General features: G+C 71.8%; 22 protein-coding genes and 3 pseudogenes. 14 read left to right on the forward strand and 11 right to left on the reverse strand.

Annotated features, from left to right (window positions below; genetic code table 11):
* Window positions 1-24: 24 nt before the first annotated feature.
* Entirely contained in the window at window positions 25-966 is a 942-nt protein-coding gene (locus IEX31_RS10655; RefSeq protein ID WP_188743413.1) for a cytochrome b/b6 domain-containing protein, read from the reverse strand.
* A 260-nt stretch (window positions 967-1226) separates the two neighbouring features.
* On the opposite strand from IEX31_RS10655, the gene IEX31_RS10660 reads away from it, so the two are divergent.
* The 3 genes from IEX31_RS10660 to IEX31_RS10670 all read left to right on the forward strand — a co-directional run bounded on the left by IEX31_RS10660 (window position 1227) and on the right by IEX31_RS10670 (window position 4271).
* The gene (locus IEX31_RS10660) at window positions 1227-1364 is read left to right on the forward strand and encodes a hypothetical protein (protein ID WP_188743414.1); all 138 of its coding nucleotides are present in this window, start codon (window positions 1227-1229) and stop codon (window positions 1362-1364) included.
* Window positions 1365-2222: 858 nt separating this feature from the next.
* The gene (locus IEX31_RS10665) at window positions 2223-3470 is read left to right on the forward strand and encodes an endonuclease/exonuclease/phosphatase family protein (protein WP_188743415.1); all 1248 of its coding nucleotides are present in this window, start codon (window positions 2223-2225) and stop codon (window positions 3468-3470) included.
* Between the two features lie 288 nt (window positions 3471-3758).
* Window positions 3759-4271 (forward strand): TOBE domain-containing protein, encoded by a 513-nt coding sequence (locus tag IEX31_RS10670; protein ID WP_188743416.1) that lies wholly within the window; start codon window positions 3759-3761, stop codon window positions 4269-4271.
* A 44-nt stretch (window positions 4272-4315) separates the two neighbouring features.
* Here the strand turns inward: IEX31_RS10670 and IEX31_RS10675 are convergent, their stop codons facing one another.
* Together IEX31_RS10675 and IEX31_RS10680 are read right to left on the reverse strand one after the other, a co-directional pair.
* Window positions 4316-4852: a hypothetical protein gene (locus tag IEX31_RS10675; RefSeq protein WP_188743417.1), complete on the reverse strand. Its 537-nt coding sequence runs from the start codon at window positions 4850-4852 to the stop codon at window positions 4316-4318.
* 125 nt (window positions 4853-4977) lie between these two features.
* Complete coding sequence (locus IEX31_RS10680) at window positions 4978-5982, reverse strand: NAD(P)-dependent alcohol dehydrogenase (protein WP_229662268.1); 1005 nt, start codon at window positions 5980-5982, stop codon at window positions 4978-4980.
* A gap of 132 nt (window positions 5983-6114) precedes the next feature.
* Between IEX31_RS10680 and IEX31_RS10685 the strand changes: the two genes are divergently transcribed.
* Entirely contained in the window at window positions 6115-6810 is a 696-nt protein-coding gene (locus IEX31_RS10685) for a TetR/AcrR family transcriptional regulator (protein ID WP_188743418.1), read from the forward strand.
* 8 nt (window positions 6811-6818) lie between these two features.
* On the opposite strand, the gene IEX31_RS10690 is transcribed toward IEX31_RS10685, so the two are convergent.
* Window positions 6819-7433, reverse strand: coding sequence for a histidine phosphatase family protein (locus IEX31_RS10690; protein ID WP_188743419.1), 615 nt, complete (start codon window positions 7431-7433; stop codon window positions 6819-6821).
* A gap of 176 nt (window positions 7434-7609) precedes the next feature.
* Between IEX31_RS10690 and IEX31_RS10695 the strand changes: the two genes are divergently transcribed.
* From IEX31_RS10695 to IEX31_RS10710, 4 genes are all read left to right on the forward strand, one after another.
* Window positions 7610-8461 (forward strand): class I SAM-dependent methyltransferase, encoded by an 852-nt coding sequence (locus IEX31_RS10695; RefSeq protein ID WP_188743420.1) that lies wholly within the window; start codon window positions 7610-7612, stop codon window positions 8459-8461.
* 24 nt (window positions 8462-8485) lie between these two features.
* The gene (locus IEX31_RS10700; protein ID WP_188743421.1) at window positions 8486-8707 is read left to right on the forward strand and encodes a hypothetical protein; all 222 of its coding nucleotides are present in this window, start codon (window positions 8486-8488) and stop codon (window positions 8705-8707) included.
* Window positions 8708-8836: 129 nt separating this feature from the next.
* Window positions 8837-9877 carry a DUF2306 domain-containing protein gene (locus IEX31_RS19450; protein WP_188743422.1) on the forward strand — a complete coding sequence of 347 codons (1041 nt, stop codon included), beginning with the start codon at window positions 8837-8839 and terminating at the stop codon, window positions 9875-9877.
* A 597-nt stretch (window positions 9878-10474) separates the two neighbouring features.
* Window positions 10475-11098, forward strand: coding sequence for a hypothetical protein (locus IEX31_RS10710; protein WP_188743423.1), 624 nt, complete (start codon window positions 10475-10477; stop codon window positions 11096-11098).
* On the opposite strand, the pseudogene IEX31_RS19455 reads toward IEX31_RS10710, so the two are convergent.
* Window positions 11021-12703, reverse strand: a pseudogene (locus IEX31_RS19455) (DUF6766 family protein). The gene IEX31_RS10710 and the pseudogene IEX31_RS19455 overlap by 78 nt on opposite strands.
* Before the next feature lie 229 nt (window positions 12704-12932).
* On the opposite strand from IEX31_RS19455, the gene IEX31_RS18885 reads away from it, so the two are divergent.
* Window positions 12933-13724 (forward strand): DUF3806 domain-containing protein, encoded by a 792-nt coding sequence (locus IEX31_RS18885; protein WP_229662269.1) that lies wholly within the window; start codon window positions 12933-12935, stop codon window positions 13722-13724.
* A 5-nt stretch (window positions 13725-13729) separates the two neighbouring features.
* Here the strand turns inward: IEX31_RS18885 and IEX31_RS10730 are convergent.
* Window positions 13730-15254, reverse strand: a pseudogene (locus tag IEX31_RS10730) (ATP-dependent DNA ligase).
* A gap of 90 nt (window positions 15255-15344) precedes the next feature.
* On the opposite strand from IEX31_RS10730, the pseudogene IEX31_RS10735 reads away from it, so the two are divergent.
* The 3 genes and pseudogenes from IEX31_RS10735 to IEX31_RS10745 all read left to right on the forward strand — a co-directional run.
* A pseudogene (locus IEX31_RS10735) lies at window positions 15345-15995 on the forward strand (pyridoxal-phosphate dependent enzyme); the annotation flags it as partial.
* Window positions 15996-16133: 138 nt separating this feature from the next.
* On the forward strand, window positions 16134-17093 hold the full coding sequence (locus IEX31_RS10740) for an NAD(P)/FAD-dependent oxidoreductase (protein WP_188743425.1): 960 nt from the start codon (window positions 16134-16136) through the stop codon (window positions 17091-17093).
* Between the two features lie 459 nt (window positions 17094-17552).
* The gene (locus IEX31_RS10745; RefSeq protein ID WP_188743426.1) at window positions 17553-18326 is read left to right on the forward strand and encodes a VOC family protein; all 774 of its coding nucleotides are present in this window, start codon (window positions 17553-17555) and stop codon (window positions 18324-18326) included.
* 108 nt (window positions 18327-18434) lie between these two features.
* Here the strand turns inward: IEX31_RS10745 and IEX31_RS10750 are convergent, their stop codons facing one another.
* The 3 genes from IEX31_RS10750 to IEX31_RS18895 form a co-directional block, all read right to left on the reverse strand.
* Window positions 18435-19115: an SDR family NAD(P)-dependent oxidoreductase gene (locus IEX31_RS10750; RefSeq protein WP_229662270.1), complete on the reverse strand. Its 681-nt coding sequence runs from the start codon at window positions 19113-19115 to the stop codon at window positions 18435-18437.
* A 297-nt stretch (window positions 19116-19412) separates the two neighbouring features.
* Window positions 19413-19898 carry a GNAT family N-acetyltransferase gene (locus IEX31_RS10755; RefSeq protein ID WP_229662271.1) on the reverse strand — a complete coding sequence of 162 codons (486 nt, stop codon included), beginning with the start codon at window positions 19896-19898 and terminating at the stop codon, window positions 19413-19415.
* A 333-nt stretch (window positions 19899-20231) separates the two neighbouring features.
* Window positions 20232-20399: a hypothetical protein gene (locus IEX31_RS18895; RefSeq protein WP_229662272.1), complete on the reverse strand. Its 168-nt coding sequence runs from the start codon at window positions 20397-20399 to the stop codon at window positions 20232-20234.
* Between IEX31_RS18895 and IEX31_RS10765 the strand changes: the two genes are divergently transcribed.
* On the forward strand, window positions 20392-20850 hold the full coding sequence (locus IEX31_RS10765; protein ID WP_229662273.1) for a TetR/AcrR family transcriptional regulator: 459 nt from the start codon (window positions 20392-20394) through the stop codon (window positions 20848-20850). The two genes, IEX31_RS18895 and IEX31_RS10765, sit on opposite strands and share 8 nt — an antisense overlap.
* 51 nt (window positions 20851-20901) lie before the next feature.
* Here the strand turns inward: IEX31_RS10765 and IEX31_RS10770 are convergent, their stop codons facing one another.
* Window positions 20902-21339: a hypothetical protein gene (locus IEX31_RS10770; RefSeq protein WP_188743428.1), complete on the reverse strand. Its 438-nt coding sequence runs from the start codon at window positions 21337-21339 to the stop codon at window positions 20902-20904.
* 27 nt (window positions 21340-21366) lie between these two features.
* The gene (locus IEX31_RS10775) at window positions 21367-22005 is read right to left on the reverse strand and encodes a GyrI-like domain-containing protein (protein ID WP_188743429.1); all 639 of its coding nucleotides are present in this window, start codon (window positions 22003-22005) and stop codon (window positions 21367-21369) included.
* Here IEX31_RS10775 and IEX31_RS10780 point away from each other — a divergent pair.
* Complete coding sequence (locus IEX31_RS10780; RefSeq protein ID WP_188743430.1) at window positions 22004-22159, forward strand: hypothetical protein; 156 nt, start codon at window positions 22004-22006, stop codon at window positions 22157-22159. The genes IEX31_RS10775 and IEX31_RS10780 overlap by 2 nt on opposite strands.
* The last annotated feature ends 1 nt before the right edge of the window (window position 22160 follow it).

Consider the following 22160-nt stretch of genomic DNA (forward strand, 5'->3'; position numbering starts at 1 on the left):
CGCTAGCGCGCCTTCGCGCCGACGTCAGCCCTGCACGCGACCGGAAGTCGCGGCGATGCGCTTCAGGAGCGGCGGCTTCGCGAGCACCCAGACGACGACCATGACCACGACGGATGCCGCGAAGATCGCGAATCCCACCCAGTCGTCGGCATCGCGGCCCGCGTACATCTGGTTGAGCTTGCGAAGCGCCCCGGTGGTGAACACGAGCACCACGTGCACGAACGTGAAGACGAGGAACACAAGCATCACAGGGTAGTGCACCGCGCGGGCGAGCTTCTCTGGGACGGCCCGTGCGAGCGGCCCCTCCAGCGGCCACACCGACGACAGCCGCAGCCCCGAGAGGATCGCGAGCGGCGCGGCGATGAACACGATCGCGAAGTACACCAGCTGCTGGAGCGAGTTGTAGACGATCCAGGAGTCCTCGGTCGGCCAGTCGAGCGAGGCGTACTGCAGCGCCGCCGACACCGCGTTGGGAACCACGGCCCAGTCGGTCGGCACGAGCCGAAGCCACTGGCCGGTGGCGAAGAGCACGACGACGTAGATCACGCCGTTCACGATCCACAGGGCGTCGATCCAGAGGTGGAACCAGAGGTGGATGCCCATGCGCCGTGGGGCGCGCTTGGTGCGCGGCCAACGCGTGTTGTCACGCGTCCAGAAGCCGGGCGGCCGCCTCTTGGAGCGCAGTTGGTAGCCGGTGCGCACGAGGAGCAGCAGGAACAGGGAGTTGAGGAAGTGCTGCCAGCCGAGCCACACCGGGATGCCCACCGGCGTGCCCTCGGGCGGCGACACGATGCCGGGATACGCCTCGAGGAACGACTCGACGCCTGGCAGCCCGCGAAGCCAGCGCGCCACGAGCACCCCGACCACGAGCAGCACGACCGCGACGAGCGTGGTCCAGAGCACCTGCTTGCGCTTGGCCCTCCACCATTCGGCGGCGCGAGCGGACTTCGGCGAGGTCACGGTCATCTCGGGAGGCGGTTCCTTCTCCGGCGGCGGACCGGGGCATCCGTACGACCGGCGGTGCGAGACGCACGCGACGGTCGCAGCGGCGGATTGCGGATGCCTCGACGATATCGCCGGCGGCTGGGAGCGCGAAGTCCGCGCGCAACAGGACGCCACGCACGACCGCACACGACCGCACACGACCGAACCCGCTCGATTCACAGCGGGCGGCAGTAGGGTTGCGACCACGGGGCCGGCCAGGCTCCCGATCAGAGGACGTCACCGTGTCAGACAAGTCACCGAAGAAATCGTCCGGCAAGACCCCCGCCGCGAAGTCGCTCAAGGAGAAGCGCGCCGACAAGAAGGCGAAGGTCGCGAACCGCGCGGGCAACGACGTCACCGACGCCACGCACCGCAAGTAGGCCGCCCTCGACGGCGGCGCCGCCCGCGAGTCGGGGCCGGCGCCCATCGTCGCGCCGCACTGGCCGATGCCGACCGGATACTGGTCGGATGCCACCACTGCGGCGGGCTCCGTCGCGCCGTCATCGGCGCCTGAACGCCGGAAGCATTGGACGAGGACGGCGGCGGTGCAATGCCACCGTCCTCGATTTCGGATCGATCCTCGCCCGAAACGAGTCCGCACCGCCAGTCCCCTCTTCGGCGGACTTGACGAGACCCTGCGAATGCGCGTCTCCGCTTGCGGTGCCCGCCGCCGTGCCCGCGGCGCTTGACACCCACGCACCGTCGGCGCGATGCTCGCTCCGTGTCATGCGTCGCCGCGAACCTCGCGAGGGGAGGCACCGGATGCCGCAGCGGGATGGCACCGCGACGCCGCGTACATCGCGAGCCCGGGCGAACCGGACCATCGCGGCACTCTGCGCCGGCACGACCCTCAGCGCGCTCAACTCGGGCATGATCGCGAGGGCTGAGGGCTACCTGCTCGGTTCGCACCGCATCGCCACTGCGCCCGAACCGAACTCCTGTCGGCTCACGAGCTTCAGGTGGACCTCGGTCGAGAGCCCCGCGAACAGTGTCGGGACATGGCCCGCAAGTCTGGGATGCACGATGATCGCAGCACCCGTCCAATGCGACGTTGATGGAGGACCGAATCGGTCGCATTTCGCAAGCGTACGCCGGGGTGCCGGCGACGAGCACGGGTTCATCGCGCACCCGATCCGTCTCGAGAACGGGACATCCGTCACCTCCGGTTCTTCCCGTCGTCACCCATCGCGCCTAACGTGGAGCCGTCCGCGTCACGCACCGCCAATGAAGGAGCGCGCATGTCCACGAGACGTCGCCTGACCACAACCCTCGCCGCCACCGCCCTAGGGGCGCTCGCCGTCACGACCCTGGCCGCCGGCCCCGCCGCCGCCTCGCCGCCCGACCAGGCGAACGACCCCGTCGCCCTCCGCGTGGCGACCTACAACCTCTCGCTGAACCGCAACGCCCCGGGGCAGCTCGTCGACGACCTGACCACGGGCACGAACGCGCAGGCGAAGACGGTCGCCGAGATCATCCAGCGCGCGAACCCCGACATCGTGCTGCTCAACGAGTTCGACTACGTCGACGACGGCGTGGCCGTCGACCTGTTCCGCGACAACTACCTCGAGGTGTCGCAGAACGGCGCCGGCCCCGTCGAGTACCCGTACGCGTTCGTCGCCCCGTCGAACACCGGCGTGCCGAGCGGCTTCGACCTCAACAACAACGGCGTGATCGCCGGCGGCGACGACGCCTTCGGCTTCGGCCTCTTCGAGGGCCAGTACGGCATGGCTGTGCTCTCGAAGTACCCGATCGCCACCGACGACGTTCGCACGTTCCAGCACTTCCTCTGGAAGGACATGCCAGGGGCGCTGCTGCCCGACGACCCGGCGACCCCCGAGCCGGCCGATTGGTACTCGGCCGAGGAGCTCGAGGTGTTCCGCCTGTCGAGCAAGTCGCACTGGGACGTTCCCGTCGAGGTCGGCGGCAACACCGTGCACGTGCTCGCCTCCCACCCGACGCCGCCCACGTTCGACGGCGCCGAGGACCGCAACGGCACGCGCAACCACGACGAGATCCGCTTCTGGGCCGACTACGTCACGCCCGGCACGGCCTCCCGGTACATCTCCGACGACGCCGGCGCGACGGGTGGCCTGAAGCCGGGCGAGTCGTTCGTGATCCTCGGCGACCAGAACGCCGACCCGCTCGACGGCGACTCGACCGCTGACGCGATCCAGCAGTTCCTCGAGCACCCGCGCATCACCGACCCGCTGCCCACCTCCGAGGGGGCCGTCGAGGCATCCGTGCTGCAGGGCGGAGCCAACCTCACGCACGAGGGCGACCCGGCCTACGACACGGCCGACTTCGCCGACGGCGCGCCGGGCAACCTCCGCGCCGACTACGTGCTGCCCTCGCGCGACCTCCGGGTCACCGACGCCGGCGTGTTCTGGCCCGTCCAGGCCGACCCGCTGTCGGCGCTGACCGGGGTGTTCCCGTTCCCGTCGAGCGACCACCGGCTCGTGTGGGTCGACCTCCGCAAGCACGGCTGAGCTCGGCGGCCCATCCGCGCGGTGGCCGCCGCCGCGAGCACACGAGAGCGGATGCCCCGGGCGAGGCGCTCGGGGCATCCGCTCGCTCGTCGACAGAAGACTCGAGCGAATCTCGAATCCGTGGGACCAAAGACCCGAAGCCGTCCCTTGCGGGGTGCGAACGTGATGTCGGTGCAGTGGAGCCCGAAACTTCAGGCATCAGCGTGAGTCGATGATCGCCCTATCGGGGGATGGGCCGACCTCCTCACCGGCGGGCGGTGGACCGGGAATGGGCCACCGCCCAGTTGATTGCAGCTGCGCGACGAGATCCGGCGCATCCAGCTGCGGCTCGGCATCACCTCGCTTCTCGTGACCCACGATCAGGAGGGGGCGCTCGCCGTCTCCGACCGGATCGCGGTCATGCAGGCGGGTCGCATCGACCAGGTCGGCACGCCCGAGGAGCCGTACCTCCGACCCGCCACCGCACACGTGGCCGAGTTCGTGGGGCTGTCGAGCGTGCTGCCGGCCGTCGTCGCGGGCGGGGAGGCATCCGTGCTGGGCGTGATCATGCCGCTCATCGACGACGTGCCCGACGGCCCCGCCGAGGTGTTCGTGCGCCCCGAGAACGTGCACGTCGGCGGGCCGGTCGCGGCCGTGGTGCAGGAGAGCACGTTCCTCGGCAGCATGCGCCGCACGTTGCTGCGCACCCAGGACGGCGCGCTCATCCGCATGCAGCATCCGGCACCCGAGCGGCAGGAGTTCGGCGAGCGCGTCGACGTCGGGTTCGACCCGGTGCCCGTGGCGGTGCGGCCGGCGGGCTGAGGGCCGCCGGTTCGACAGGGGCCGCTCGCCGGCGCCGGGCGCGCCTACGCCGAGCGGGGCAGCCCGACGCGGTCGGGCACGGCCCCGACCACGCGCGGCAGCCAGTCCTCCACGTCGGGCCAGGCCCGGCCGGTCGGCAGCCGTCGCAGCAGCCGGGCGAGCGAGTCGTCGGCGTCGGGCCACGGGATGACCCGGGTCGGCGAGGCGCTCGCGAGCACGCCGAGCCACCAGTGCTTCCACGTCGTCGGCAGCTCCTCTGGATGCAGCACGACGTAGTAGTCGGGCACGGCGATCGCGTGCCGCTCGGCCGCCGCGATCGCGCGTTCGATCTCGAGTTCGAGCACGCCGAACGTGGACTGGTCGTCGAAGAACTCGACCCAGGCGGCCGCGACGTGACCGAGCGGATCGTGGTCGTGCACGACGTAGGGCGAGTCGGCCGCGGCGGACCAGCGGGCCACCTCGTCGTCGGGCGCGTCGTCGAAGGTCGCCGCCCGGACGTTCGCGAACCGTTCGAGGGCGTGGATGGCCGACGTCGACTCGTCGCCGACGACGACCAGAGTGGTGCTTGTCGGTGCCTCCATTTTCGAATTCTACTTCGCTCCGGCGCGAGCGCGGCCTGACGCGCCCGGTCGGGTCTGCGCGCAAGACGCTCGTACGCCGCAGGTGTCAGTTCCGGCGGAAATGTGTGCACCCGCGGCAATGGCGGTCAGGCGATGCGGAGCACCACGTTGCCGCGCTTGCGGCCCGTGTCGACGTAGCGGTGCGCCTCGACCACGTCGAGGAGGTCGTAGCTGCGGTCGACGACGGGGCGGAACTCCCCCGCCTCGGCGAGCGCGGTGAGCTCGGCCAACTCGGCGCCGCCGATGGTCGCGCCGCGCATCGTCACGAGCGTGCCGGTCCGCTTGGTGTGGCGGGCCGCGGTGATCGCGCCCTTCAGGCCGGTGATGACGAGGAGCAGCGCCCCGCCCGGCCTGATCGAGGACTCGACCCGCTCGAACGGCGCGTTGCCCACGCACTCCACGATGACGTCGTACCGCCGGCCCTCCGCGGCGAAGTCCTGGGTCGTGTGGTCGATCACGCGGTCGGCTCCGAGGGAGGCGACGAGCTCGGCGTTGCTCCCGCTGCACACCGCGGTGACCCGGGCGCCCCGGTGCTTCGCGAGCTGCACGGCCGCCGTGCCCACGGCCCCGGATGCCCCGTTGACGAGCACCTCGGTACCCGGCCCGATCTCGGCCATGCCGAGGTACGCGAGGGCGGTGTGTCCGCCGAACACCAGCGCGGCGGTCTCCTCCATGGTGAGGTTACGCGGCTTCGGCGCGATCGCGCCGTCCTGCTTCACCGTCACGTACTCGGCGTGCCCGCCGTACGCGGCGCCGAGCATGACCATGACCTCGTCGCCCGGGGCGAAGCGGGTGACCTCGCTGCCGACGGCCTCGACCGTGCCCGCGGCATCCATGCCGAGGATGGGGTGGCGCGGCCGGAACACGCCGAGCGAGATGGGGATGTAGAACCAGAGCCCTTTCGGCAGGTCGCGGGCCCGCGTGCGGTGGTCGGCGATGCTCACGGTGCTCGCATGCACCCGGATGAGCACCTCGTCGGCCCGGGGCACGGGCTTCGGCACCTCTTCCACCTGCACCACCTCGGGGCCGCCGAAACGGCGGAGGACCGCGGCTCGCATCCTCGTGGCGGCCTTCACTCGTGTGTCGCTCATGTCGGAATTCCTCACCTTACGTTGTACGACTTACAATGTAAGATACCCTGGATTCAGAGATCTGTCGAGGGTTCGACGGCAACGGATGCCTCGCACGCTTGTAGCGTGGGGACGGAGGGGAGGTCCCACCGCATGTCATCGACGGCCGAATCGCGCACCGCGCGCCGCGCCCCACTGACGCGCGACCGCGTGCTCGAGGCCGCGGTCGAGCTCGCCGACACGGCCGGCATCGACGGACTCACGATCCGCCGCCTGGCCGTCGAGCTCGGGGTCGAGCCGATGTCGCTCTACTACCACGTGCCCAACAAGGAGGCGATCCTCGACGGCATCGTCGACCTCGTCTTCCGCGAGATCGAGGAGGCGGTCGGCGGGTTCGTCGTCGCCGAGACGGATGCCGCGTGGAAGACCACCCTCCGCACCCGCATCCTCACCGCTCGCGAGGTGATGCTGCGGCATCCGTGGGCCCCTGGCGTCATGGACACGCGCACCGAACTGGGCCTCGCCAACGCGCGCTACGTCGACGCCGTCGTGGGCATTCTCCGGTCGGGCGGGCTCTCGTTCGACCTCATCCACCACTCACTGCACGCACTCGGCAGCCGCATGTACGGGTTCTCGCAGGAGCTGGGTGCCGCCGACGACGGAAGCGCGCCCGACCCCGAGGTGCTCGCGCAGATGACCGAGCACGTGCCGCACCTCGCCGCGATGCTCTCGGTCGTCGCGCACGACGACCCCGACTCCACGCTCGGCTGGTGCGACGACCGATTCGAGTTCGAGTTCGGCCTCGACCTCATCCTCGACGGGATCGAGCGGCGAGCCCTCGGCGGCTGACGGGGCGCTCAGCCCGCGAGCCGTGCCGGGTCCACGGGCCCGTCGAGCCCCCGCCGCACGTCGGCGAACTCCGCGCCGCCGACCGTGAGCACCTGCCACGAGGCATCCGTGAAGCGCAGCATCGACGACGACGCGTTGTCGAGCCGCGGATAGTGGCGCGCATCGTGCCCCGTGATGGCGGCGAGCGCGTGCCGGATGAGCGTGCCATGCGCAACCGCGAGCAAGCGGACACGCCCGTGGTCGCGAGCGATGCGCTCGAGGGCCCGGATGCCGCGTGGCCCCACCTCGTGGTCGGGTTCCTTGTCGGCGAAGTCGCGGTCGGGCCACCGCGCGTCGAGCTCGGCCACGAGCGTGCCCTCTGCGGCGCCGAAGTCCTGCTCGATGAGCTCGTCATAGGGGCTGCCGAGGGGCACGCCGATCGTCGACGCGATGATCTCGGCGGTCTCCCGCGCCCGCCCGAGCGGGGAGCTCACGACGGCGTCCCACGGCTCGGCCGCGAGCGCGGATGCCGCGACGCGCGCCTGCTCGCGCCCCGTGTCGTTGAGGGGGATGTCGGTGCGGCCCTGCATGCGCCCCGCGAGGTTCCAGTCGGTCTGTCCGTGGCGGATGAGGGCGAGCAGCATGACGCCCAGCCTAAGCGAGCCCGGCTGGATGGCTGCCGATGCCCGGCCCCGCGGGGCCGCGAGCCTCGGTGCGAACCCTGAGGAAATCTCGGTGTCCGGCACTGATGTGTCGGGGGCCGCGGGAGCGCACGCTATGGCAGTACCCCGATCCATCCGATCCGTCGAGGAGACGACCGATGACCGACACCGCAGTACCCGCCGCCACCGCAGTACCCGCCGCCACCGACGCCGACCGCGCGTTGAAGACCAAGCATCGCGCGATGTGGGCGTCGGGCGACTACCCCACCCTCGCCTCCGAGCTCATCTGGGAGCTCGGCCCACGGCTCGTCGCGGCCACCGACGTGCGACCCGGCCAGCGCGTGCTCGACATCGCCGCGGGCACCGGCAACGTGGCCATCCCGGCCGCCCTGCGCGGCGCGTCCGTGGTCGCGAGCGACCTCACGCCCGAGTTGTTCGGGGTGGGCCGCCGACTCGCCGCCGAGGCCGGGGCGGAGCTCGAGTGGCGTGAAGCCGACGCGGAGGCGCTGCCCTTCGCCGACGACTCGTTCGACGTCACGGTCTCGAGCGTTGGCATCATGTTCGCGCCCCACCATCAGGCGGCCGCCGACGAGCTCGTGCGCGTCACGACCCCCGGCGGACGTCTCGGCCTCATCAGCTGGACGCCCGAGGGCTTCATCGGCCGGATGTTCAAGGTCATGAAGCCGTTCGCCGCGCCGCTGCCCGAGGGCGCACATCCCGCGCCGCTCTGGGGCGACGAGCAGCACGTGCGCGACCTGTTGGGCGACCGGGTCGCCGACGTGGCCGCCGAGCGCCAGACCGTCGACATCCGGTTCGAGACGGGCGCGGCGTTCCGCGACTACTTCAAGCGCAACTACGGCCCCACGATCGCGGTCTACAACCGCATCGCCGACGACCCCGACCAGGTCGCCGCCCTCGACGCGGCACTGGCCGCCCATGGCAACGACGCCCTCGACGCCCCCGGCGTGATGCAGTGGGAGTACCTCCTGCTCACCGCCCGCCTGCGTTGAGAGGGCCCGAACGGAAGATCCATCGTGTACCAATCCGCAGATCACGTCGTCTGGGAGCTCCACCGGCTCGGCGAGCAGCGCATGCTCGAGGAGCTCGAGCGGCGGCGCGTCGTCGCTGAACGGCTCGCCGAGACCCGGGACGCCGAAGCGGGGGTGACGGATGCCGCGAGCTCCCGCCGGGGCATCCGTGCCCTGCTTCCCCGGAAGCTCCGCCCGCTGACGCCACCGCGCACGGCCGAGAGCTGACGACGCACTGCACCGCCCGGGTCCGCCCCCTCCCCACCGGAGGGGCGGACCCGAGTCCGGCCGATCGGACGAGGCGATTCGAGCCGATCGGCCGAGCCGCGGGCGAGCCCGCCTCGAGAGCATCGAGGCATGAGCGAATCATCCGTCACGCGCCCGTCACCCATCGCCCACGAGACCGGTCCCCGGTCGACCGCACCGCGTCCGGCCCGATCGAGGCCGGCCCGCGCCTGGCTCGCCGTCACGGGGCCCCTCCTGCTGAGCCTCGTGCCGGTCGTGGCCGGAGCCGCACGGCTCACGGAGTTGTCGAGCGGCGCGGCCGTCACACCCGACAACGCGCGGTTGTTCGAGGCGCCCGTGCCCGTGGTGCTGCACATCGTGGGCGCGACCGTGTTCAGCGTGCTCGGCGCGTTCCAGTTCGTGCCCTCGCTGCGCCGCCGCCGCTGGCACCGGCTCGCCGGGCGCGTCGTCGTTCCTGCCGGGTTCGTCGCGGCGCTCTCCGGGCTCTGGATGAGCGCATTCTTCCGCCTTCCCTCGATCGACGGCGAGGCGCCCGGAACGGATGCCTCGACGTCGGTCGCGGTGGCGCTCGCGGCGAACCCGTACCTGCTCGTGCTCGACAACGTCGACCGGGTCGGTCCCGCCGTCGGCGAGATCGTGGCGAGGGCGCAGTCCGTCGCCCCCGACCTCCGCGTGCTGACGACGTCGCGAACCCCCATCGGCGACCCCGCCGAGGGCGTGTTCCCGCTGGCCCCGCTCACGACCGAGGGGCCCGATGCCGCAGCCGTCGCGATGTTCCTCGACCGTCTCGGCGCGGCCGGTCGTGCGGCGGCGGCACCGATGACGCTGTCGGCCGCCGAACCCTCGCCCGCGACTTCGCCGCCCTCGACCGGGCCGCGCCCGAAGGCCGTCACCGCACGCTCGAGACCGCGTTCGACTGGACCTGGGACCTGCTCAGCGACGAGGAACGCGACGTGCTCTGCCGGCTCGCCGCACTCCCCCGCACCTTCGACGTCGACCTCGCAGTGGCGGTCACGCACCCGGGGGCCGAGGGCGTGCTGGTTCGTCTCCTCGACCACTCCTTGGTCGTGCCGGCCGGCGGGCGGCCGCGCCGATTCCGGCCGCTCGCCGTCATGCGCGAGTTCGTGCGGGCGCGAACCGATCCCGCCGTGATCCGAGAGGTGCTGCAACGGCACGCCGAATACCTCGACGAGGTCGTGACCGAGTTCGTGCGGCACGCGCGCACCGACGACAGCGCCGAGGCGGTGCACACCTCGGAGACGCTCTGCCCCGAGGTCAACACGGCCGTGCGTTGGGCGCTCGCGGCGGGGCATCCATCGGCCGTCTCCCTCGCCGCCTCGCTGGCCGTGGGTGTCGAGCAGTACGGCTCGGACGTCGACAGCGTGCGCACGCTCGCCATGGCGGCGAAGGACGAGCGGGTGCGTGCCGAGGCATCCGCCAGACAGCTGCTCGATCTCGGCATCGGGCTCGCCTTCGTCGACGTGCATCTCGTCGACGAGCTCGCACAGCGTGCGCTCGCCCGAGCCGACGACCCGCGGTCGCGCCTCGCCGCCACCCACCTCGCAGGCCTCGCCGACGCCTACCTCGACCGGATCCCCGATGCGCTGGCCCACCTCGACGAGGCCGAACAGCTCGCCGTCGAACTCGACGACGCATGGCAGCTCGCCGCGGTGCATCAGATGCGCGGGGTCGCGTACCGCCACGCCTCGCCGCCGGACTCCGCCCGCGCACGCGAACAACGCGCGATTCATGATGGGGTTCTCGGCAGCGGAGGACCGGCTCGGGCCCGAGCGGGCGGCGAGATTGGCGGCCGAGTGCGCCGACTACGCCCAGCGCACCGGCAACGTGCACGAGCTCGCGCACGCCCACCTCGTGCAGGCCATGCTGCGAACGGATGCCGCGACCGCGAGGGCGACCGAGCCGGGCCGACGACCCGGCAACGCGACCGATGCGGCCGACCGGGACGACCTCCTCGAGCTCACGGCCACCTTCCGGCGCCTCGGCGACCTGCGGTGCATGACGCGCTGCCTCCTGCTTCGGGAGCGGCTCGCCCGCCCCGACGAACGCGCCGAGCTCCTCGAGGAGGCGGTCGGGGTGGCGCATGCCGCCGGAGATCTCACCAACCAGGTCACCGCGCTCACCCGCATGGTCCGCGCGCACCGGCAGCGCGTCGACGACTCGGGACCGGTGTCCCGTGACAGCGGGACACGTCGGCTGACACGATGTTCCGATGACCGTCGCCACGAGCCGCACCACGGCAGCCTCCGCGTCGGCGTCACCCGACGCACTCGCCCGTCAGCCGGGCTCGCCGAGCGGCCCGGTGCCGGTACCGTCGGGCACGGTGCGCACCTCGATGAGCTCCTCGCGCCCTGATCCACCGGCCACGTCGAGGGCGAGCAGCGGTCCGAGGTCGCGCGCGTAGAACTTGTACTCGACGACCTCCGGTTCGAGCGCGTTCGTGTCGCTCGTGACGAGCACGTCGTCGAAGGCCCCGTAGGGCGCCTCGGCCCGTTCGCCGACGCGGAGCACCTCGCCGACGTCCTCGGCCTCGCCCTGCAGGTACTCCTGCCGGTACGACTGCCCCGGCTTCGGGTCGGCGGGCAGCAGCACGCCCGCCTGGGCGCCGTCGACACCGGCCTCGAACGACCCCTCGGTCGTGACGATCTCGCCGTCCTCGAACTCGGCGGTGGCCTCGCCGAGGTACCAGACCGAGCCGTCGTCGCGCTGCGCGTACCAGTCGAAGGTGTCCTCGACGATCTCGTGGCCGCGGTAGACGGTGTCGCGCACCACTCGCGCGGTGATGCCGTTCGCGATCTCCCTCGTGTCGGTGGTCGCCGTGACGACCACGCTCAGCTCCTCGCCGTCGGCGCCGACTTCGCGGTACTCCCACTGCGTACCGGGCGACATCGGCCAGTACGGATGGTCGATGTCTGCACTGAACTCGTCGGGGTCGAGCTCGACGATCTCGCCGCCCTGGGGGAGCGACGACTCGTCGGCGGTGGGGGCGCCCGTGCACGCGGCGAGCGCGAGCGTGCCGGCCACGAGGGCCACCGCCGCGTGCGCCACCCGGCGCAGGCCCCCCGGCCGGCGCCGTGCATCCCCTGAGCCCATGAGCCACCTCCTGGCGAAGCCCCGCGAGATCCGAGCGGATGTCGCGTTCCGGCGAGCCAGCCGGCCCAGCCCGACGATGCGACTGTACGCCGGTCCTCGGGCGGCGGGAACCCCGCGCCGGCCCCGACTGCTGAGCAGGATCTCGGCACGCGCGGGACTCAGCAGCGCACCGAGCGAGCGCGACGCACCCTCGGAGTCGCGCGCCCACGTCTCGGTCACGCCCTGCGCCGGGCCGACCGGCTTCGACTCCGACGATCCCCGTTGGCGGAGGAAGATCGACAATGCGATCATGCTGCCGACCGCGAGGAACTCGGACTGCCAGTTCTGCAGCGTGCGGTTCCAGAAATCGGCCGAGACGAGGTACTCGGCCCATGAGATCGCGGCCTGGCTGTGCTCGACCTGTTCCGAGTTGAACACCACGACCCCCGCGAGCGACTGCGCCAGCCGCGACAGCAGGAAGATCGCGCCCATCACGAGGAGCAGCAAGTTCGAGAGGACGGCGCGCCGTCAGTCGGCGGCCTTCGCCCACTTCGGCGAGTCGGGGCGGGCATGCTCGCCCACCAGCTGCTCCTCGTCAGTGCCGAGGCCCTCCTCACCGGGCTTCTTGGATTCGGGAGAGCCCTTCTGCACGAGCCAGATCGTGGCGAGGATGAACAGGAAGAGCTGCAGATACTCGTACTGCCGGTTCTCGGCCACGTCGACGACGAACTCCGACGACGTGATGAACTCGCCCCAGCCGACGGGCGGCGCGCCGTGCGACGCCTCCTTCTCGTTGAACTCGATCGGGCCGGTGATCGACTGGCCGATCAGGGCCAACACGAAGAGCGAGCCGAAGGCGGTGCTGAGCTCGTGCTGTCGCATGCGCATGTCGCTCACCTGCCCATCAACCCGATGGCGAGCATGTTCGCCAAGACCACCCGGATCGCCGCGAGCCACGACGCTGTCAACGGGTGCGGGTACCACTCTGCACGGGTGAGTGGGATGTCCGACCCCTCGGGCCGCCTCGAGGACGAGTTCGGCACCCCGCTCTTCTCACGCACCACGCGTCGCGTCGAGCCGACCGACCGGGCTCGAGCTGCTCCCGTACGCCCGCGCGATGCTCGCCCAGTCGGCGGCGGCCCGCGACGCCGTCGTGCAGGCCACCCGGCAGCTCTCGGGCGAGCTTCGGGTCGGTGCCGAGCAGTGCCTCGGAGTCGTGGATGTGCCGTCGCTGCTCGAACGGTTCCGGCGCCGCCACCCGCTCGTCGACATCCACTTCGCGCAGTGCGGGTCGCACGACGCGTGCACGGCCGGTACGGCCGCACCGGGCTGTGCCGACGGTTCGGGGCACACGTCTGCACCAGTTCGGGGGGCAGGAGCGGGTCTGGGATGGCGGGAGTCCGCCCCGCCGACAGGTGAGAATGTCCGGGTGGGAATCCTCTCCAAGCGTTCCGCCGACGGGGCGTCATCGCGGCTGCCGCGCCTGCGCGACATCGGCGACCCCGAGCGCGAGTGGATCGCCGCCCACACCGAGATCGTCACGCGAACGGGCGCGGACCTCGACGACGTGCATCAGATCCGGGCCTTCTACGATCAGGCGGCCGCTCGCTGGCGACGCATCAATCCGCCAGAACGGTCGGACCCGAGGGTGCTGATCAACGCGATCGGCACGGCGCTCGGCGAGCACCTCGTGCGCAGCACCCCGCTGAGTTGGATGCTCGCCGACGACGACCACGGCACGGAGCTCGCGGTCTTCGAGCCTCGGCACAAGACGCTGCTCTACCCGGTGAAGCTCGTCGCGGAGCGGTGGCTGGCCGAGCAACCCGGCGAGTTCCTCACCGCCACCACGGAGCAGGTGGTCGCGCGCTTCTCGCGTGGTCGCCGGCGCCATCCGCGCGAGGCACGCTAGGTCTTCTACCCGCGCAGCAGCCCGCGCAACGTCTGGATCGTGTCGGCGTCTTCTGGGCGCTTGTCGTCGCGGTACCGCTTGACGCGCGCGAACCGCAACGCGACGCCGCCCGGGTAGCGGCTCGACCGCTGCACGCCGTCGATCGCGATCTCGACGACCGTCGTCGGCGCCACCCACACCGTGTTCGTCGTGCGGCGCACCTCGATCTGCGGGAAGTACTCGGTCTGCCACCGCAACAGCTCGTCGGTGAGCCCCTTGAAGGTCTTGCCGACCATCACGAAGGCGCCGGGCTCGCCGAACTCGCCCGCCGGGTCGAGCGCGCCGAGGTGCAGGTTCGAGAGCCATCCGGTGCGGCGCCCCGACCCCCACTCGCACGCGAGCACCACCAGGTCGTAGGTGTGCACGGGCTTGACCTTGATCCAGCTCGACCCGCGGCGACCGGCGGCATACGGCGACTCGATGGCCTTGACCACGACGCCCTCCTGCCCCGCGGCGAGTGCGTCGCGCGAGACCCGCTCGGCGACCCCGGGGTCGGCCGTGACCTCGCCGGGGATGCGGTGGGCCGAGGCGATGCGCTCGAGCTCGCCGAGGCGCGTCGCCAGCGGCTCGTCGAGCAGGTCGCGGCCGTCGACGTGCAGCACGTCGAAGAACCAGGGATGCAGCAGCGTCTCGCGCGCGGCATCCGCACCGAATCGCGACATCGTCTCCTGGAACGGGCGCGGCGCGCCGTCTTCGTCGAGCGAGAGCGTCTCGCCGTCGAGGATGACATCGCGCACCGGCATCCGCCGCACGACCTCGACGACCTCGGGCAGGCGGTGCGTGATGTCGGCGAGGTTGCGGGTGAAGACGCGCACGTCGTCGCCCGCCCGGTGCACCTGGATGCGCGCGCCGTCGAGCTTGTATTCGACGGATGCCTCGCCCACGGCCTCGATCGCGGCCGTCGGCGTCGCGGCGGTCGCGGCGAGCATCGGCAGCACCGGTCGGCCCACCACGAGCCCGACGCCGGCGAGCTCGGCCTCGGTGCCGGTGAGGGCGAGGCGCGCCGTCTCGCCGAGGTCGCCCGAGAGCATCGCGGCTCGGCGTACCACCTCGCCCGGGCGACCCCGCTGCCCGGGCGATCGCGTCGTTGACGACGCCCTCGAGCGCGCCCGTGCGCATCTCGCCGAGGAGCACGCGACTGATGAAGCCCTGCTCGCGCTCGGTGGCCCTGGCGGTGAGCTCGCGCAGCACGCGGCCGCGCTCGCTCGCCGACCCGGCGCCCGAGGTCGCGGCCAGCCGGTCGAGCAGGTCGTCGAACTCGGCGACGGTCAGCGTGGCGGCCGCGGCGTGCTCCCCCACCGCCGCGCTCACCCCGCGCCATCCGACCCCGACGCGACCCTGCCGCGGCTTGCCCACGAAGAACCCGACGGCCGGGGCGATCTCGTCGGGCTCGAGGCGTGCGAGCAGCGCGGCCAGCGCGTCGACCTTCGCCAGCCGTGAGCGGGTCGCGGTGACGGCCTCGGCGGTGGTCACGAGCTCGTCGAGCAGCACGGGGCCAGTCTGCCACCGGCCACCGACGCCCGGCTGTCGGATCCCCGGCATAGTCTCGGGCGTATGGACGACCGAACCCGTGGTCGGGAGCGGCTCGACGAGCTCGCGCCCGACCTGCTCGGCTTCAAGGAGTCGTGGCGGCAGGCGATCGCCGACGTCGAAGAGGCGGGCGGTACGCCGTGCCCGATCCCGGCCGGGGCATCCGACCACCCCCTCGGCGGGCTCGGATTCGCGAACTGCGCGCACGGGGTCACCGCGCAGGGGGCCGAGCTCGGTGTGTCCTTCGACACCATCGTCGTGTGCTCGGTCATCGGATCGACGCACGCGGGCATGATCGCCGGGTTCGCCGACCTCGAGCAGAACTTCGGCGGACGGCAGCGGCGCGTCATCGGCATCGACGCGCCCGCGAAGGTCGACGAGACCCGCGACCAGGTCGCGCGCATCGCGCGCCGCACCGCCTCGCTGATCGGGGTCGGCCGCGAGCTGCGCGACGACGAGATCACGGTGCTCGAGGGCTGGGCGGGCGATCGCTACGGGGTCCCGGTCGAGTCGACCGACGAGGCGATGCGGCTCACCGGCCGACTCGAGGGCGTCATCCTCGACCCCGTCCACGAGGCCAAGTCCATGGCGGGGCTCATCGACCTCGTCTCGAGCGGCGAGATCCCGACGGGCTTGAACGTGCTCTACGCGCACCTCGGCGGACAGCCGGCGATCAACGCGTACAGCGGCGGGTACCACTGAGCGGATGCCGCTGGCGCGACTGGGAAGTGCAGGAGATCGGCGGATGTGCAGGACGATTCCGCGGCATCCGTCCTGCACATCGTGCGATTTCCTGTTGGCGGGTGCCGCCGTGCCGAATGGGCCTGACAGAGTTGACTCATGCAGCGAACCGAATGGGACGTCATCATCGTGGGCGGCGGCAGCGCGGGCCTCAGCGCCGCGCTGATGCTCGGCCGGTCGCGGCGCCGTGTGCTCGTGGTCGACGGGAGCGAACCGCGGAACCGCTTCTCCGCGCACATGCACGGCGTGCTGGGCCACGACCACTCCTCGCCGCTCGACCTGCTGGCCGCCGGGCGCGCCGAGCTCACGCGCTACCACGACGTCGCGGTCGAGTCGGGCACGGTCGCCTCGGCGAGCCCGCTCGACACCGACGACATCGGCTTCGAGGTCGTACTCGAGTCGGGCGAACGGCACACGGCACGACGGATGCTCCTGGCCACGGGCCTGCGCGACGAGCTTCCCGACATCCCCGGCCTCACCGAGCAGTGGGGCCGCAACGCCGCGCTGTGCCCGTACTGCGACGGCTGGGAGGTGCGCGACCGGCGCATCGCCGTCATCGCGACGGACGCGACGAACGCACACCAGGCGCAGCTCATGCGGCAGCTGTCGCCGCACGTCACGTTCTACACCCAGGGCGTGAACCTCCCCGACGCCGCGCGCGTCGGCCTCGAGGCGCGCGGCATCGCGATCGAGTCGCGCACGGTCGTGGAGGTCGTCGGCGACGAGACGGGCGACCTCCGCGGCATCCGCCTCGACGACGGAACCGAAGACGAGGCCGACTCGATCTTCGTCGCCCCGCGCCCCGTGCCGAACGACCGCCTGCTGCGCCAACTCCGTGCGCGCACCATCCGCCAGAACGGCGTCGACTGGGTGCTGGTCGACGCGTCGGGTCGGACGAACGTTCCGGGGCTCTGGGCCGCGGGCAACATCGCGACCGCGCAGTCGTCGGTCCCCGTCGCGATGGCGGCCGGGAACCTCGCGGGCAGCGGCATCAACGCGGATCTCGTGGAGGAGGACATCCGCGAGGCGATCGCCGCGGCGCAACGCGACGACGGCTGACCGCGCTGCCGGCACTCCTGGTCGCGAGCCACCGCCCGGACCGGACGACGTATCCTCGTTGCGTGACGTCCCGCGGCGCGCGGTGAGCGACATCCGATCGAGGACTTCCTCTTCACATACTACTCGTACTCGCCGAGCCTCGTCAGGCGGTGGCATCCGGGCGACCGCGCCGCCATGGCGCGCGAGAAGGCGCCCATGCTCCGGGTACCGGGTCGTCGACGTGCTGCGTGCGCTCGACTACTTCCGGGAGGCGGGCGGGCGGCCGATCCCGCGCCTCGGCGACGAGGCGCCCGAGGGCGAGACCAGCCGGTGGAACACCCTGCGCGCGCTGCGGGGTGCTGCAGTGGTCGGAGGCCGATGCATCCCCTCGCCGCCCCGAGCGCTGACAGCTCCCGGTGTTAGCATGCGCCAACGACGCCGTGTCGCTCATGACCGCGTCGGCTTCGAGGGGAGGCTCGTTTGCCCGGACCCGAAGACCTCGTGCCGGGAGCGCCGGCGTGGGTCGACCTTGCCACCACGGATGTCGAAGCGGCATCCGCCTTCTACGCCTCGCTCCTCGGGTGGCAGGTCGAGGACATCATCGACGAGCGATACGGCGGCTACCGGTTGTTCACCTCCGAGGGCCGACGCATCGCCGGCATCGGTCCGCGGACGGACGAGGATCCCGCACCACCGCATTGGACGGTATTCCTGCTGACGTTCAACGCGGCGACCACGGGCGAGCTCGTCGCCGAGACCGGCGGCACGGTGCTCTTCGAGCCGACGGCGATCCCCGAGCTGGGGGTCATGGGCATGGCCATCGATGCGACGGGGGCCGTGATCGGCTACTGGCAGCCCGGCGGAATGGAGGGCTTCGACGCGTTCGGCGAGCTCGGCACCGCGGTGTGGTTCGAGCTCGCCGCGAGCGACTTCGAGGCGGCCGAGCGCTTCTACGCACACGCCTTCGACTGGAGCGTCACGCGCAATGACGACGAACCCCGTCGGGCGACCTTCACGCGTGGCGAGAGCAGCTTCGCCGGCATCCTCGACGCGAGCGCGACGCTCGGCCCCGATGTGCCGCCGTCGTGGAGTGTCGCGTTCGGGGTGGCCGATGTCGACGAGACCGTCGGTCGTGCCGTCGAGGCCGGCGCGACCGTGTCGATGTCGCCGCAGGATGCGCCCCCCGGACGACGCGCAGGCCTCATCGACCCCACCGGCGCGCCGTTCCTCGTCGCGTCGGTCGCGTCGGTCTGATCCTGGTCGTGACCGGCCGCCCCTCGACGACGGCGCGCCCTCAGCTCGTCGCTTCGGGGTCGGGACCGTACGCCGCGCGCCCGCCGTCGACCGGGATGACGGCTCCGCTCACGAATCCCGATGCCTCGACAGCAGGAATGCGACGACCTCCGCCGCCTCCGCCGCGGTGCCGACGCGTCCGAGCGGGTGGAGCGCGGCCATCTGGGCGGCCACTTCGGGGCGGTCGGCCAGCAGTCGGTCGTACCGCTCGGTTTCGATGGAGCCGTGCGGTACGACTTTGGCGCGGATGCCGATCGGCCCGTGATCGACGGCGACCGCCCTGGTGAGCCCCTCGATCGCCGCCTTGGCGGTGGCATACGGCAGCGCGCGCACCGGTCGCTGGGCCTGATGCGACGACACGTTCACGATCGCGCCGCCGCGCGAGTGCGCGTGGAAGTGCCGCACCGCGGCGTGGCATCCGGTGACCGCCATCGCCAGGTTCGCAGTGATCAGGTCGAGGATGTCGCGGGCGGTGCCATCGAGCAACCCGGCATCACCGAACACGGCGGCGTTGTTGACCCATCCGACCAGCCTGCCGCGGCCCTCGGCCAGGCGGGCGGCCTCGGCCGCGACCTCGGGATCGGCGGCGTCTCCGGTGACGAGGCGAACACGCTCCGGCAGATCCGCCGACGGGCGCCGGTCGATGACGACCACGTGGCCCACGGCAGCGAGGCGATCCACGATCGCCCGACCCACTCCTCCGAGCCCACCGGTCACCACGAACGACGCTCCGAGCTGCGACTCACTCATCCGCCCATCCTCCTCGCGCACGGCCCGCAGCAGGTGGATGCCCCGCTGGCGTCGACCCGTCGAGTTGCACGCGTTCCCACCGTGGAGCTCGACGACTCGCCTCGAGGAGGTCGCCGAGGCCGCCTGAGCGGGTGCGCCATGCTGCCTGAACGCCCGGCCTGTGCTTCGCAGGCCGGGCGTTCGGCGTCGTCGGCCTGGCCCATCGAACCCCCCGCGATTCAGTCGCGGTGTGGGAACTCCGCGACCATCGAAGGCTCCATACCAACGTCGCCGTCATGCGCCCACGTCGGGGTGAGATCAGGCGGTGGGCGCCGGTCCGAGCTCGAGCATCATGAATACGCTGTTCGGGTCGAGCACGTAGTCGCCGAACGGCCCGCACTCGCGGAACCCGTACTTCGCGTAGAGGGTGCGCGCCGGGCGGAAGAACTCATGCGATCCTGTCTCGAGGCTGACCCGTCGGTATCCGCGGCGAGCGGACTCGGCGAGGACGTGCTCGAGCAGGCGAGCACCGAGCCCGCGGCCGCGCGCCGCGGCATCGGTGCGCATCGACTTCAGTTCGCCATGCCCCGGCTCGAGCTCCTTCAGGGCGACGCAGCCGAGGACCCGGTCGCCCTGGGCGATCGTCCAGAACGTCACCTCGGGCACCGACAGCCCCGAGACGTCGAGCGCGTGGACGCTCTCGGCGGGCGACATGGCGAACATGTCGTTCAGGTGGTCGGTGAGCAGGCGGATGACCCGCTCGTCGGCGAGGTCGCCCAGCTGGATGTCGGTCGCAGTCGTCACCCGACCATTCTGGCAAGTCAGCCGAGGGCGGCGATGACCACGTCGACGAGTCGCACGAGCATCGGAACCGCACCCGCGGGGTCGCGCTCGGCGTCGAGGAGGCCACACCTCCGACGGTACCCGCGGGTTGCTCCGCGCGGCTGGGGATGGGCTGACAGCTCGCGACAGCGCGCCGGGGGCGGCCGGCCGTCACACGGTCAGCGACCCCCGGTCTCCCGACGCATCCGCGGAGTAGACCGCGAGGCGTTCGCGCAACGATCCCGCGTGGAGCTCGAACAGGTGGCCGTCGTCGTCGTGGAAGGAGATCGAGTCGCCCTCTCCGTCGACGCGTAGTCAGCGCCCTGAGTCGGGGAGTCCGACGAGGTCGGAGCTCACCTGCCGCAGGCGCCCCGCGGCCTCGAGGTCGTACGAGACCTTGTTGGACTCCTTGGCGGTGCGGTTGGCGAAGTACCTGCCCGGCGTCGGAGTGGACACCGTCATCGCCGAGTCCGGGGTGGCCAAGGCAACGCTCTACAAGCACTTCCCACGCAAGGACGCGCTCGTACTCGCCTACCTGGACAGAGTCGACCAGACTTGGTTCGGGCAGTTGCGAGCGGCCGCCCGCGACGCCGGCGACGATCCTCGTGCCCAGCTGGTCGGCATGTTCGATGCCCTCGACAGCGCCGCCCGCCGTGAGGGATACCACGGCTGCGCGTTCATCAACACCGCCGCCGAGTCCACGACCGGCAGCGACGTGCACGCCCGCACCGTCGAGCACAAGCGGGTCGTTCGCGCGTGGGTCACCGACCTGGCCCGCCGCGCCGAGGCCACCGATCCCGACCTGCTCGCCCGCCAGCTGACCATGCTCATCGACGGCGGCCTGGCCATCGGCGTGCTCGATGCCGATCCCGCGGCATCCCATGCCGCGAAGGCCGCCGCCCAGGCGCTCGTCGACGCATCCTGTCCGCGCTGACCTCGCCAGCGGGTCGACCTCGCGCCGGTCGCCGGGCCGCGGGCGCTCGTCTCACCGTCCGAGGAGGTCGTTCAGCCAGCCCGGCCCGGTCGCGAGCACCCCGTCGGAGAGCCGCGCGCGCAGGCCGCGGTCGGCGGTGACCACCACGACGCGCGCCCCCGTGCCGACGTGCTCGGCCGCCGTCGACACGATGGCGCTGTCGCCGTCGTGCGGGGCTCGCACCAGGGTCACCTCGTCGGGCGCGGTGGCCGACGTCGCAGCGCCCTCCACCACGGCCACGATCCGCTCGATGCGCACGCGTCGGGCTGCGACGTCACCGGCGTCGACGGATGCCTCCCGCCCGAGCAGCCCGGGCAGGCTTGCCAACAGCCTGGTCGCCGCCCCGGCGCGTTCCCGCCACCAGCCGTCGGGCCGAGAGCCCACCACGTTGGCGACGTCGACCACGACGCACACGGGCACGGTTGCGGATGACGGGTCGTTGCCGCTCATGCGGCGATCCTCCCACGCGCCGCCGGCTCACACCGGACGGACCGGCTGCCGCAGGATCGTACGGAGCTTCTCCGGCGCTGTGCGGCGGGCGTCGCTCAGGTAGATCTCGTGATGGTCGCCGTTGAAGGCGAGGCCGTGCTGCGGCATCCACTCGTGATGGAGCCGCGCCAGCGTCGGCGCCTCGTCGTCGTACGAGCCGACGTGCAGGATCTGCGCCGACCGCCCCTCGCGAAGCTCCCGCAGCTCCAGCCGGTCGAGGGCGGGCACGGGCCGGTCGCTCTTCGCACGCACGGCCGTGACCTCGTCGGCGACCATCGCCTCGTCGATCCATTCGGGCTGGCCGATGAGCATGGTCCAGCTCCACGCTTCCTTGTCGCGCGTCACGAACGTCTCGGGGTCGTCGGCGCGCCAGAGCCCCTCGAGCGGCGCGACCACGAAGTCGCGGCCGAGCTGCCGTTTGCTGCGGAACTTCAGCGCATACGCGACGCCGAACAGCGCCTCGACGGCCTCGGCGTACTCGGCGGCCGTGTTCGGGTCGCCGTGCCCGTCGACCGCGAGGTACATCATCGGCGGCACGTCGACGATCGTGAAATCCCGGGCGGATGCCCCGTACAGCTCACGTCGGTCGCGCTTGACGTCGTACTTGTCGGTCACACGTGTGCCCATGCGCGTACGTTACGACAGCGAGCGGTCATCCGCTGACCCGGATGCCGCGGGTTGCGCCGAGCCGATCTCGCGTCAGAGCGGCGACGAGGTCTTCGAGCGCGGCCACGGCTGGCTGCTCGACGGACTCGTGTCCGACGCCGCTACGCGCCGCTGAC

This window comes from Agromyces bauzanensis, from assembly GCF_014645655.1.
Lineage (GTDB): Bacteria > Actinomycetota > Actinomycetes > Actinomycetales > Microbacteriaceae > Agromyces > Agromyces bauzanensis.

Bases quoted from the DNA above. Each gene is read 5' to 3' on its own strand.
- IEX31_RS10710 (WP_188743423.1), top strand. From the start codon at position 10,475: ATGATGGGGTTCTCGGCAGCGGAGGACCGGCTCGGGCCCGAGCGGGCG.
- IEX31_RS10775 (WP_188743429.1), bottom strand. From the start codon at position 22,005: ATGGGCACACGTGTGACCGACAAGTACGACGTCAAGCGCGACCGACGT.
- IEX31_RS10685 (WP_188743418.1), top strand. From the start codon at position 6,115: ATGTCATCGACGGCCGAATCGCGCACCGCGCGCCGCGCCCCACTGACG.
- IEX31_RS10740 (WP_188743425.1), top strand. From the start codon at position 16,134: ATGCAGCGAACCGAATGGGACGTCATCATCGTGGGCGGCGGCAGCGCG.
- IEX31_RS10780 (WP_188743430.1), top strand. From the start codon at position 22,004: ATGCGCGTACGTTACGACAGCGAGCGGTCATCCGCTGACCCGGATGCC.
- IEX31_RS19450 (WP_188743422.1), top strand. From the start codon at position 8,837: ATGAGCGAATCATCCGTCACGCGCCCGTCACCCATCGCCCACGAGACC.
- IEX31_RS10655 (WP_188743413.1), bottom strand. From the start codon at position 966: ATGACCGTGACCTCGCCGAAGTCCGCTCGCGCCGCCGAATGGTGGAGG.
- IEX31_RS10675 (WP_188743417.1), bottom strand. From the start codon at position 4,852: ATGGAGGCACCGACAAGCACCACTCTGGTCGTCGTCGGCGACGAGTCG.
- IEX31_RS10750 (WP_229662270.1), bottom strand. From the start codon at position 19,115: ATGAGTGAGTCGCAGCTCGGAGCGTCGTTCGTGGTGACCGGTGGGCTC.
- IEX31_RS10695 (WP_188743420.1), top strand. From the start codon at position 7,610: ATGACCGACACCGCAGTACCCGCCGCCACCGCAGTACCCGCCGCCACC.
- IEX31_RS10770 (WP_188743428.1), bottom strand. From the start codon at position 21,339: ATGAGCGGCAACGACCCGTCATCCGCAACCGTGCCCGTGTGCGTCGTG.
- IEX31_RS18885 (WP_229662269.1), top strand. From the start codon at position 12,933: ATGCTCGCCCAGTCGGCGGCGGCCCGCGACGCCGTCGTGCAGGCCACC.
- IEX31_RS10665 (WP_188743415.1), top strand. From the start codon at position 2,223: ATGTCCACGAGACGTCGCCTGACCACAACCCTCGCCGCCACCGCCCTA.
- IEX31_RS10690 (WP_188743419.1), bottom strand. From the start codon at position 7,433: ATGCTGCTCGCCCTCATCCGCCACGGACAGACCGACTGGAACCTCGCG.
- IEX31_RS10680 (WP_229662268.1), bottom strand. From the start codon at position 5,982: ATGAGCGACACACGAGTGAAGGCCGCCACGAGGATGCGAGCCGCGGTC.